The organism is Streptococcus sp. F0442 (assembly GCF_000314795.2).
In the GTDB taxonomy this organism is placed as follows: Bacteria; Bacillota; Bacilli; order Lactobacillales; family Streptococcaceae; genus Streptococcus.
Genome location: NZ_KB373316.1, coordinates 64,855 through 77,111, shown reverse-complemented (window position 1 = coordinate 77,111; position 12,257 = coordinate 64,855). Strand labels below are relative to the sequence as shown.

12 protein-coding genes are annotated in these 12,257 nt (G+C 41.3%); all 12 read right to left on the bottom strand.

Going from position 1 to position 12,257, the window contains the following annotated elements:
• Positions 1-22: 22 nt before the first annotated feature.
• The 12 genes from HMPREF9186_RS09345 to HMPREF9186_RS09290 all read right to left on the bottom strand — a co-directional run bounded on the left by HMPREF9186_RS09345 (position 23) and on the right by HMPREF9186_RS09290 (position 12,239).
• Positions 23-751, bottom strand: coding sequence for a metallophosphoesterase (locus tag HMPREF9186_RS09345; protein WP_009732423.1), 729 nt, complete (start codon positions 749-751; stop codon positions 23-25).
• Between the two features lie 22 nt (positions 752-773).
• Positions 774-2,432, bottom strand: a complete 1,659-nt coding sequence (gene recN, locus HMPREF9186_RS09340) for a DNA repair protein RecN (RefSeq protein WP_009732422.1) — start codon at positions 2,430-2,432, stop codon at positions 774-776.
• Between the two features lie 6 nt (positions 2,433-2,438).
• Positions 2,439-2,873 (bottom strand): arginine repressor, encoded by a 435-nt coding sequence (locus HMPREF9186_RS09335; RefSeq protein WP_009732421.1) that lies wholly within the window; start codon positions 2,871-2,873, stop codon positions 2,439-2,441.
• Positions 2,863-3,681, bottom strand: coding sequence for a TlyA family RNA methyltransferase (locus HMPREF9186_RS09330; RefSeq protein ID WP_009732420.1), 819 nt, complete (start codon positions 3,679-3,681; stop codon positions 2,863-2,865). Before HMPREF9186_RS09330 ends, HMPREF9186_RS09335 begins: the two co-directional genes overlap by 11 nt.
• Positions 3,674-4,549: a polyprenyl synthetase family protein gene (locus tag HMPREF9186_RS09325; protein ID WP_009732419.1), complete on the bottom strand. Its 876-nt coding sequence runs from the start codon at positions 4,547-4,549 to the stop codon at positions 3,674-3,676. The genes HMPREF9186_RS09330 and HMPREF9186_RS09325 overlap by 8 nt, the downstream gene beginning before the upstream one ends.
• Complete coding sequence (locus HMPREF9186_RS09320) at positions 4,546-4,758, bottom strand: exodeoxyribonuclease VII small subunit (RefSeq protein WP_009732418.1); 213 nt, start codon at positions 4,756-4,758, stop codon at positions 4,546-4,548. Before HMPREF9186_RS09320 ends, HMPREF9186_RS09325 begins: the two co-directional genes overlap by 4 nt.
• Complete coding sequence (gene xseA / locus HMPREF9186_RS09315) at positions 4,736-6,076, bottom strand: exodeoxyribonuclease VII large subunit (protein WP_009732417.1); 1,341 nt, start codon at positions 6,074-6,076, stop codon at positions 4,736-4,738. The genes HMPREF9186_RS09320 and xseA overlap by 23 nt, the downstream gene beginning before the upstream one ends.
• 426 nt (positions 6,077-6,502) lie before the next feature.
• Positions 6,503-7,957, bottom strand: coding sequence for a glycoside hydrolase family 32 protein (locus HMPREF9186_RS09310; protein ID WP_009732415.1), 1,455 nt, complete (start codon positions 7,955-7,957; stop codon positions 6,503-6,505).
• Positions 7,958-7,966: 9 nt separating this feature from the next.
• Complete coding sequence (locus HMPREF9186_RS09305; RefSeq protein ID WP_009732414.1) at positions 7,967-8,812, bottom strand: carbohydrate ABC transporter permease; 846 nt, start codon at positions 8,810-8,812, stop codon at positions 7,967-7,969.
• A 1-nt stretch (position 8,813) separates the two neighbouring features.
• Positions 8,814-9,716, bottom strand: coding sequence for a carbohydrate ABC transporter permease (locus tag HMPREF9186_RS09300; RefSeq protein WP_009732413.1), 903 nt, complete (start codon positions 9,714-9,716; stop codon positions 8,814-8,816).
• Between the two features lie 84 nt (positions 9,717-9,800).
• A complete protein-coding gene (locus HMPREF9186_RS09295) occupies positions 9,801-11,114 on the bottom strand; it encodes an ABC transporter substrate-binding protein (RefSeq protein ID WP_009732412.1) in 1,314 nt (437 codons plus the stop codon).
• Positions 11,115-11,246: 132 nt separating this feature from the next.
• The gene (locus tag HMPREF9186_RS09290; protein WP_009732411.1) at positions 11,247-12,239 is read right to left on the bottom strand and encodes a LacI family DNA-binding transcriptional regulator; all 993 of its coding nucleotides are present in this window, start codon (positions 12,237-12,239) and stop codon (positions 11,247-11,249) included.
• Positions 12,240-12,257: the final 18 nt, after the last annotated feature.

The following is a 12,257-nucleotide window of genomic DNA, read 5'->3' as shown; positions in this document are numbered from 1 at the left end:
AAAGATAACCAACTCTGCGCTCTCAGTCGTCTGCAGCGGAGAAGCCGGTATTGTGAAGGACATGATCTTCAACAATCCCCTTTTCATCTAGGAGCAGTCCATGGAGCACTCCGCCATAGACAGCGCCTCCATCGACGCCCATTTTTTGATCTGAAATCCAAAGATTTTCAGTGCCGACCGGCTCATGGAGCAGTCCATAGACTGGTGTATGGCCAAAGACGATCCATTTGCCTGTCTGATTCTCCGCTTCATGGAAGGGTTTGCGGATCCAGACCTTTTGGTAGTCACTGGTTTCCCGCCAATTTTCAAGGGTTAAGTCCACCCCGGCGTGGACAAAGTAATAGGTTTCTGTCTCATAATCAAAGGGCAAACTGCGGATGAAGGCCACCAAGTCAGGGACGGTGCTCTCTACTGTTTGCGCATCCGCAATCCCATCTACAGGAGCATCGAGCGGTCGTCCCAATAGAGAATTAATGGTCGTATCGCCACCATTTCTTCGGTAGTGGTCATAACGCTCTTCTGGATTGTCCAACCAAGCTAAAAACATGTACTCATGGTTGCCAGAAAGACAAATTGCCCCATGATGATCTACGTAGTCTTTCACCAGCTCGACGGATCGTTTCCCATCTTCTCCCCGGTCGATCAAATCTCCTAAGAAGACTAATTGGGCTTTCCCGTCCCACTCTTTCATAAGCTCTTCGAGCATATCTGCTTTCCCGTGAATATCTCCAACGACAAAGTATGTTGACATGGTTATAAACCTTCTTTCTCTCTTAACGCTTGAGAAGTTGCTCTGCTTGTTGACGGGCAGCTTCCGTTAGATCCTCTCCTGCCAGCATCTTGGCAATTTCTTCGATTCGTTCCTCTCTATTGAGCAAACGTACAGTGGATACAGTTGAATGTTCATCACTGATCTTTTCAATATAGAATTGATAATCTGCTGCAGCGATGACTTGAGGCAGGTGAGAAATGGCGAGCACTTGGCCATTTTGACCAATCTTATGAATTTTCGCTGCGATAGCTTGGGCCACGCGCCCAGAAACTCCTGTGTCCACCTCGTCAAAGACGATACTGGTTTTTCCTTCTTTTCGAGAAAAAGCCGACTTAATGGCCAACATCAAGCGTGACAATTCTCCACCAGATGCTACCTTAACGAGCGGTTTAAAGTCCTCACCTGGATTGGTCGAAATGTAAAATTCGACAGCTTCATTTCCCTCACGATTAAACTTAGCCTTGCTAAAGCGCACTTGGAAACGCGCCTTGTCCATGTAGAGGTCTGCCAATTCTTGTTGGATCTCATTTTCCAAAGCTTGGGCCAAGGCATGCCGCTGATCACTCAAATCTTGAGCCAAGGTGACCAAGCTCTTTTCTAGACATTTGAGTTCTTTTTCCAAGTCCTCAGACGAGAGATCACTGCCGGTGAGGAGGCCATATTCTTTCGTGATTTGCGCCAGGTATTCCAAGACATCCTTGACTTGACCACCATACTTGCGCGTGATGGAGTGGATCAAATCCAAACGCGACTCCACCTGCATGAGACGATTGCCATCAAACTCCAGACCATCGACCACATCTTCTAAGCGCTTGGTAATATCCTCAAGGGCATAGAAGGTTTCAGATAACTGGCTTGAGAGCTCTTTGTAGCTGGTATCATATTCTTCGATACTTTCCAAATCATTCATGGCTGAGCGAACATTGGCTAGACTCGAAAAATCTTCCGCATCCAGCATGGTATAAGCGTTGGTAAGGGTATCTGCGATCATTTTATGATTGAGCAGGCGTTGGCGTTCTTGCTCCAAACGCACATCCTCATCCACTTCCAAGGAAGCAGCCTCAATCTCCGCAATTTGAAACTCTAACATTTCAATACGGGCCTTGTTTTCCTGCTGGTTGCGCTGGAGTTCCACCACTTGTTTGCGCAGGCGTTTGTAGTCTTCAAAGGTCTGACGATACGCGTCTTTGGTTTGGAAAAAGGCTGCGTCTCCAAATTCATCTAGCATAGCGATATGCAATTGGGGTCGCATGAGTTCTTCCTGATCGTGTTGGCCGTGGATGTCCACCAAGTGTTGGCCAACTGCCTTTAAGACAGACAAATTCACCATTTGACCATTGATCCGACTGACACTTCGTCCATTTTGCAGGATCTCTCGGCGAATGATCAATTCATCGGTCCACTCTAGCCCTTGCTCTTCAAAGAGAGCCGTCAAGTGGCGATTGCTCTCAACAGCGAAGAGGCCTTCGATTTCAGCTTTTGGGGCTCCGTGGCGAATGACATCCGTCGTTGCGCGGCTTCCCAGCATCATATTCATGGCATCGATAATGATGGATTTCCCTGCACCTGTTTCCCCTGTCAGTACCGTCATTCCCTTCTCAAAATTTAAGGAAATCTCTTCGATAATGGCAAAGTTCTTAATCGAAATTTCTAATAGCATAGGCTCTTACCACCCAAAGATTGATTTAAGGATATTCTCTGCTTCTGGAGCGGAATAAGCCATCAGCAAGATCGTATCATCATCTGCGACAATACTAAAGATATGCTCCTTATAAATCTCCCGCAAGCGACGTTTGACCAAAGGAGCCGTCCCTGGAATCATGGTGAAATTGACATATTCTCCCATGCGGCGATGAGACAAGATATTGCTTTCGATCATCCCGATCCCTTGGTGGTGTTTACGTGGCAACTCATAAACATAGGTCATGTCTTTCAGAGGGCGTTTAACGATGCCCAATTCTTTGATATCCCGTGACACCGTCGCTTGAGTTGCTGAGATGCCTTCTTCTTTTAAATGTTCGACGATCTCTTCTTGCGTCCCCACTTCATGATCACGAATGAAGCGACGAATTTTTTCTAATCTGATATTCTTACTCTTCATGTTTAAATTCCTTGTGTGCCAGCTCCACAACAGCCTCCAGCTGCTCTGTCGTTGGCTTTGTTTTCTCTTCTTTTTTTTCTAGATACATCAAAAATTCGATGTTGCCATGGCCTCCTTGGATAGGGGAATAATCCACTCCCATCACGGAAAAGCCATGTGTCCCTGCAAATGTAGCGACCTTTTCAAGGACCGCTAAATGAATCTTAGGATCCTTAATGATCCCATTTTTTCCGATCTGCTCGCGTCCTGCTTCAAACTGGGGTTTAACTAGCGCAACCACTTGTCCATGATCTGCCAAAATCCGATAAAGGGCTGGCAGAATCAAGTCCAAGGAAATAAAGCTGACATCGATACTCGCAAAGCTCGGTGTCGCTTCAAAATCATCTGGCTCAGCATAGCGGAAATTGAACTGTTCCATTGAGACTACCCGAGGGTCATTGCGCAATTTCCAGGCCAACTGATTGGTCCCGACATCCACCGAAAAGACCTGGCTGGCTCCATTTTGCAGCATGACATCCGTAAAGCCACCTGTAGAAGCTCCAATATCAATCGCAATTTTATCCTCTACAGATAAACCGAATTGGTTCAGGGCTTTTTCTAATTTAAGACCGCCCCGGCTGACATATTTGAGCTTTTCGCCCTTTAGTTTCAACTCGATTGCTTCATCAATTTTTTCACCCGGTTTATCGAAGCGCTCACCATTGATAACGGCAACGACAAGACCTGCCATCACCCCTCTTTTGGCTTGTTCGCGGGTATCAAATAGGCCTTGTTTATAGGCTAATACATCCACTCTTTCCTTAGCCATCTATTCGTAATCCTTCTATTAATTTCTTGATCGCTTGCGGATCAAAGTCGCAAGTAGCTGTAATCTGATCCAACAAATCTTCGCAAGCATCTAATTCACTTGTCAGCAAAGCTTTTGATTCTTCCAATCCCAACAAGGCTGGATAGGTCGATTTTTCTGCTACTAAATCCTTTTGAGGGGTCTTGCCCAGAGCTTCAAAATCAGCGACCAAATCCAAAATATCATCCCGCACTTGAAAAGCCAGACCTAATTTTTTCCCGATTTTATCTAAGAGCTGACCAATGTCTGCTTGCAACTCTAACATCAAAACTGCTGCGATGAAAGGATAGGCAAGGAGGCGTCCTGTCTTATTGGCATGGATGGTCTGCAATTCTGCTAGCGTGAGCTGTTTGTGCTCCCCTTCCATATCAAGGACTTGGCCAGCTACCATTCCACGACTTCCGGATGCATCCGACAATTCAAGGATCAAAGAGACCTTGACCGCATCAGGAAGGGCACTGGCAGCTATCATCCCAAAGGGATCAAGAAAAAGCGCATCCCCTGCTAAAATTGCCAGGTCTTCTCCGAATTTCTTGTGGTTGGTCAATTGCCCCCGACGGTAATCGTCATTGTCCATAGCCGGTAGATCATCGTGAATGAGGCTTCCTGTGTGGATCATCTCCAAAGCCCCCGCTACTTGAAAATGATCCTCTGTCAATTCCTGTCCAAAGGCCTCTAATAATTCTAGAAGGAGCAATGGGCGCAGGCGTTTTCCACCTGCCTGGATGGAATAAAGGACCGACTCCACTAAATGGGGTGCGATGGATTTTTCCTCATAAAAAGAGCGAACCGCTTGCTCTACTCTATTTCGTTTTTCTTCTTGTCTCATGCTAGATCCGCTTCAGTACCATCTGCTTGCATGACCTTAACCAAGGTTTTCTCTGCTTGATCCAAGGTATCTTGCAATTCTTTTGACAACTTCATTCCTTTTTGGAATTCAGAGATCGCTTCTTCAAGAGCTACATCTCCACTCTCCAATTTCTGGACGATGGCTTCCAAATCTGCTAAATTTTCTTCAAATTTCTTTTCTTTCGACATGTTTTACCTCTACTTCTAACTGGCCATCTCTCATGATGAGGGACAGCAGGTCTCCTTCTTTTACTTTTGCAACCGAATCCAAGACCTGATCGTCTTGCTTGACCATGGCATAACCACGCGCAATAATCCGACTGGTATCCAGCATCAAGAGGGCTTCTGATAAACCTTGCACCTTGACATTTTGCTCTTTTAGGACTTGTTCCATGCGGCTGGTTAAGATCCTCTTATCTTGGAGAACACGGTCTTGATAACGCTCGATACGATGCAATGGAGACATAGCTTCTAAGCGATGACGCAGACCTTGTAGCTGATTGGCCCCTTGTCCATAAGCATCCCGCATCCCTTGTTTCAAGCGCAATTGCAACTGGTCAATTTTTTGCAGGTAGCCATCATAGAGTCTTTCAGGCTGTCTAAAAATAACCGATTGACTTAATTTGGCCAAACGTTCACGATTATAGGCCAAACGATTGGACATAGCTGTTGCCATGCGATTCTCCTGCTTTTGTAAATGGGACAAGAGATCTAATTTGGTTACCGGAGTGGCTAATTCAGCTGCTGCTGTCGGAGTAGCGGCTCGTCGGTCCGCTACAAAATCTGCTAGAGTCGTGTCTGTCTCATGTCCTACACTGGAAATAATGGGAATTCTAGACTCAAAAATAGCCCGCACAACCGGCTCTTCATTAAAGGCCCAGAGGTCTTCAATCGAACCACCCCCACGACCGATGATCAAGACATCTAGGTCCGTCCGAGCATTGGCCTTCTGGATATTAGCGACAATTTCTTGAGCCGCCCCCTCTCCTTGTACCTTGGTTGGAAAAAGGAGAATCTCCACGCCAGGAAAACGCCGAGTGACAGTCGTAATAATATCTCGAATAACAGCCCCACTCTGACTAGTGACCACCCCGATCTTTCTTGGGAATTGTGGTAGAGCTTGCTTCCACCGATCCTGAAAAAGCCCTTCTTCGGTCAGCTTTTTCTTGAGTTGCTCGAACTGAACGGCTAAGGCCCCTACCCCATCTGGTTCCGCCTTTTCGATGACAATGGAATAACTCCCACTTGGCTCATAGAGTTGGATCCGACCAATGACATTGATTTTCATGCCTTCTTCTAGCTCAAAACCAAAACTCTTATAGATCCCAGCCCAAACAGTCGCCTGAATCACAGCCTTTTCATCCTTTAGAGAGAAATACTGGTGATTGGGACGCTTCCGAAAATTCGAAACCTGACCCGTCAAATAGACCCGCTCCAGATAGGGGTCCTTATCAAATTTTAACTTGAGGTATTTGGTCAGACTGGATACCGATAAATAGTTGGACATAGGAACTCCTTTCTGCAGAATATGATCAAGTTTAATTATACCAAAAAACACCAAAAAAGGCTGGCAGACAAAGCGAAATCATGAATTTCCTTTCTCCACAATCCTCATTTTATTCAAGTCATTTTCTACTGGTCTATTTTAAACCAGCTTCCCTATTTGTCACACTTCTCTAATCGTTCAATAAAGGAGCTAAGAAGTGCTTGGGGCTCCCCTTCATTTGGATAGGCATAACTAATATAGAAGACTGTTTTTTCCTCTTCAACCAGGGGAATTGTGACAAGATTTGGATATTCTGGAAAAAGAGTCAGAACGGTCATGAGGCCAGTTCCTAAAATTTTCTTCGATGAAGCTCAAAACCTATTTAGGATACAACAAAAAGACAAGTCTAAGGACTTGTCTTTTCTTCTTTAGGAGATTTTTATATACCTATTTTTGATATGTTTTTACAACTAAATCGATCCCTTCATCTGCTTTGAAGGTATAGACAGGGTTCTCAGTCGTTTCATAAAAGGTCATTGATAGAGTTTTACCATCCACGAATACTTCAATTGAGTTGGCATCTCGAAGAATCGAGAAATGATGATCCTTTTCACCATCCAACTGAATCCATCTTGATTGAAATTCTGGGCTTTCTTTTCCAGAAATGAGGTGTCCAAATTGGTCTCGACTCAAGCTAAAGCGTTTATTGGAGGAATCGTAAATCAATTGCAAGGCACTATCAACATCGGATTCATCCCCATATTTTAGGATAAAGGAGCGACCTGATTTGGAATCTATCTCAAACAAGGTTTGTTTCCCTCTAGCCGGGATCATGATCTGATTGCCCTTAACAGTGGTTTCTGGTGCATTCTCTACAATAAAGTGACTTTTCACAGACTCAGGTAGCTCCTGAACCAATCTTCCGTCTTTCAAGCCTAATTTTCTAGGAACCGTCATGCTTCCTGCCCAACCATGACCTAAGTCATGACTAGGGATGGAACGTTGCCACATTTGCATCCAAGCAACCATGTATCGTTCGCCATTTGGTCCTTGACAAGTTTGAGGAGCATAGAAATCCAAGCCACCATCAATTTCATCATAGGAATCGACAAAAAACTGACCCGTTTCCCAATTCATGTCACCAATAAAGGCAACAGTCGAATTTAAATTCCAGTATTTTTCTTGCTGTCTTTCCATTTCAATGGGAGACAGAATCAAGACCCATTTACCATCTAAGGGAAAGAAATCCGGACATTCCCACATGATACCTTGCCCTTTTTCACCTTCCAGTAAGACTGATTTAAAGCTCCAGTCCTCTAGATTACTTGACGCAAACAAGAGAATTTGCCCTCGATCATCTACTGTTTTGGAAGCAACTACAGTATAATAGATTCCTTGGTATTCAAAGACTTTGGGATCACGAAAATCAGCAATATCTGCGATACCCTCAATATGCTGCACATGAATCACTGGGTTGGCTGGCAATTTTGCGAAAGTAACTCCATCCGTTGAAACTGCAAGACACTGGGTCTCTTCTCGCTTCTCCTCATCATCTATATGACCAGTATAAAGCAAATAGAGCTTGTCATCTTTCACAATAGCACTTCCTGAGAAACAACCATCCTTATCATAGTTTTCACTTGGTGCTAAAGCTACTGGTAATTCTTCCCAATGGAGGAGATCTTTTGACTTAGCATGCCCCCAATGCATAGGTCCCCAAACACTATCATAGGGATAGAATTGGTAAAACAAATGGTATTCCCCACGGAAATAAACAAAGCCATTAGGATCGTTCATCCAGCCAATTGGAGGTAGTAAGTGAAAGGATCCTCTATATTGCTGGTCAACCTTCTCCCTATTTTCATCGATATACTGATTTGCTTTTCGAATAGTTTCCTTCATCCTTATCACCTACTTAATACCTGTTCCAGACCCACCTAAACCTTGAATAATATATTTTTGTGCTACGATATATACTAGAATAAGTGGAATTGTAGAAATTGTCAAAACAGCCATTACTTGATTGATATAAACTGGTTGAGTTGTATTAATAGTTGTAATCGCTACCTGCATTGAAAATTTTGAAGAATCGGTTAACACCATCAATGGCCAGATATAATCATTCCAACTAGAAATAAAGGAAAGAACACCTACTGTTGCAACTGCCGGTTTCGACATCGGTAACATAATCTTGAAAAAGATCCGCAAGATACTTGCACCATCTATTTTTGCAGATTCGATAATTTCTTCTGGAATGGCAATAAAGAAGTTCCGGAAAAGATAGATATTAAAGACACTAGCTAATCCAGGGATAATAACCGCTAAACGATTATTGACTAAGCCAAGTGAATTAATAATTGTAAATTGAGGAATCAACACTGTTTCCATCGGAATGATTAACAAGGCCAATAAAAAGCCAAACAGAATTTTTTTACCTGTAAAATTTATTTTTGCAAATGCAAATCCCCCTAAGGCATTAACAATAATAGAGCCAAGTGCAAATGTTCCTGCATAAAAAATACTGTTCCCCAGGTATGTTAGAATACTAAAACGTGAAAGAACTTCTTGGTATGGTTTAAACCAATCAGCTGGATTTAAACTAGGTAAGAATGCTTTCCAACTTGTTAAATTCTTGTACACATCTGCTTCTGGTTTCATAGCTGAAACCACCATCCAGATCATAGGAAATAGAAAGAGGCCTGCTAATAGAATTAATAAAATATATTCTAAAATAGAAGTCGGTTTTAAACGTTTCATCCTAATCGTCCTCCTTCAAAACTCGCCGTTGTACAAGACTGATCATACCAATCAATGTTGTAAATACTAAGGCAATAGAACTTGAATAACCAACGAGACGGTCTGTGAAACCTTGTTGGTAAATATAATATACCATTGTAATTGTTGAGTTTAGTGGTCCACCTTGAGTCATGACCATTGGTTGCACAATCAATTTAAAGGCTGAAATCAACGTTGTCAATAGAACAAACAAGGCCGTTGGTTTCAATAAAGGCATTGTGATGTATCTGAATTGAGCCCATTTTGAAAATCCATCTAACTCAGCAGCTTCATAGATATCTTGTGGAATATTTTGCATTCCTCCAAGGAACAACAACATTTGATATCCTGCTCCTTGCCATGCAGAAACAAAGACAATCGCATACATGGCCTGCTTTGGACTTGTCAAAAATGGTTGGGATGAGATACCAATTTTATTCAGTAGGGCATTGAGCAAACCATTATTTGGATTTAACAAGTATAGCCAAAGGATAGAGATAACCACGAGAGACATCACAACAGGAGCAAAGAATGCTACCTTAAAGAACATGTTTCCTTTACGTTTCTTATTTACGATTAAAGCCATACCAAGGGCTGCCCCAAGTTGTACTGGAATAATCCAAACAACAAATTTCAAGGTATTCAAGAAGCTTTTTATAAAGATCGGATCTTGTGCTAAGCGCATGAAATTTTGTAGCCCTACAAATTTTCTGTCCTCTGGGGTCAATAGGTAATAATCTGTAAAGGCATAATAGATGACCATACCAACAGGTATCACCAAAAAGATAAAAAGTAATACTAAGGCTGGAGCTAAAAAGCTATAGCCCATAATATTTTCTTTAAGACGTTCTTTCTTTTTTGTTTCGACTTTCTTTGTTTCGCTCATTGTTCGTCTCCTAAGATGAAATCATTAAATAAAATAAGGTGGAAGGTACATTTCATAACTTTCCTTCCACCTTTTGAATATCAACTATTTATTTAAAGATTGGTCGATTGCTGTTTGCATTTCTTTAGTACGAGCATCTAATACTTTTTGTACATCTGGATTATCTTTATAATAGCTGATATCTTGCATCGCTTGTTGGAAAGCGCGTGAAACTTGTGGATAAGCTACTACAACAGGACGAGGATGGGCTGATACAGCATTTTGTTCCATCAAGAAGCGCAATGGTTCAGATACTTTATCCTTAATATTTTTAATTGTTGATTTTCTGATTGGAAGAACACTGTTCCCCAAGCTTATAATTTCACTAGATTCTGTATTTGTTGCAAACTTAACAAATTCAGCAGCAGCTTCTTTTTTATCAGATTTTGTTGTAACAGCTAATTGCCAACTACCTGAAGGTGAGACCAATTTCTTCGTTTTATCTGAAACTGGATAAGGAAGAATACCAAAATCAATATCTTTGTAATTTGTTTGTAGATCCCCAATCGTCCAAGACCCGCTTAGAACCATCGGATACTCACCTGTTTCAAATCCTTTTTCAACAGGACTAACTGTAGTGTAATCCTCTTTTACTAGATTTTGAATAAATTGAACAGCTTCAACACTTTCCTTACTATTGAAGTAACCTTCAGCTTTTGTTCCTTTAGAATTTACAACAGAACCACCATTTGACCAAATAAGAGGCATATAAGCATATGGTAACATCTCATCATTTGAATTCAAACGGAAATCGATTGCTGGTTTATTAAAATGATCTTTTAATTTCTTAGCAATGGCATTAAACTCAGACCAGGTCCATGGCTTTTCAAGGGTTGGCAAACTCGCTTCATCAATCCCAGCTTCCTTAAACATCTTCTTGTTATAGTATACACCTACATTTGATTCAGAAAAACCAAACGCATAGAATTTACCATCATAAGTTCCCTGTTGTTTAATACTGTCCAGTACATCATCCATGTCATTGTCCTTTAGATAATCATCCAAGGGAGCAATCACTTTTGATTTTGCATAGGCAGCAGTGTTTGGTCCATCTAGCGTAATAACATCTGGTAAACTATTTGTCGTAACAGCAGCGTTGACCTTATCTTCATATCCTCCACCGCTACCACTACGTGGAATATATTCTGTCACAACCTTGTATTTAGTTTTCTTTGACTTGTTGAAATTATCAACAACTTGTTGCCAAGCTTTTCCCTCAGCTGTTTCATCTGAGAATTGAACCCAGACTTTTATTTCGTCCGAAGAACTTGCTGTTTTGGATTTTGATCCCCCACCACATCCTGCAAGCAATCCTAATGATAGTGCTGCAACTACAGATAACTTAATACCTTTACGCATAGCGTCCTCCTTTTTTGAAACGTTTCATTTTTTATTGATTTTTTAACCCAAACTAAAATAGTTGAGTTTTTTTGAAACGTTTCATTTTATGACTAAATTATAACAGCGCTTTCATAATTTGTCAAGCGCTTTTTATAATTTTTTTGTTGTGTTTCCTTCAAAAAAATGTACCGGTAAACTAATTACATTCTGATCTATTTCTTCTTCACGAATTAATTTAAGCAATAGTTCAACTGCTGCTTGAGCCATCTGAGCTATTTGTTGAACAATCGTAGAAAGTAAGTAAGGTTGATCAAAAGCTGGTCTTAATCCATCAAAACCAATAATCTGATAATCTTCTACAGGAGTTTTTCCCATCTCCCCTAAAACTTTTATCACACGAAGGGCCATAAAATCATTTACTGTGAAAATCCCATCAATCTGAGGATGCTTTTCAAAAAAGGTTCTTATTTGCTCTTCTGCTTGATTCAGTGGTTCCGGCATTTCAAGACAATAAAGGTTCGTATTTTTCTGTTTAGCCTCCGCTTTGAAGCCTCTCCCCCGTTCCGTTGTTTCATTCAAATGTTTGTTCACACCACTAATGTAAGCTAGATTTTGACAATCGCGTTTGACTAATTCGCGACAAGCTAGTTGACCACCATGAAAATTTTCAGAAGTTACGCAATAGATATTTTCAGAAAAATGACGGTCAATACTGACAAAAGGTAAATTTGATGAGACATACTTATCAATATCTGAATAGGTGATCCCTATAATCCCATCTACCTTATTTTTTTCAAGTAATTTTATGTACTCTATCTCGTTTTGAGCATCTTTATCTGCATTACAAATCAATAATTTACATTGATTTTTCAATAATTCCTTTTCTACATGATAAGCAAACTCAGAAAAGAATGGATGCCAAATGGTTGGAATGAGTAAAGCAATAATATTACTACGATTTGTTTTTAATCCTCTCGCATATTCATCTGGGACATAAGAAAGTTTTTCAATTGCCTGTTGAACTTTTTTTAAGGTCACCTCTTTAATGCCTTTTTCATTATTGATGACACGAGAGACTGTCCCAACACTAACTCCAGCTTCTGCTGCAACATCTTTCATGGTAATCGATTTTTTTTTGCTCATTCATTTTTTCACCTCCTT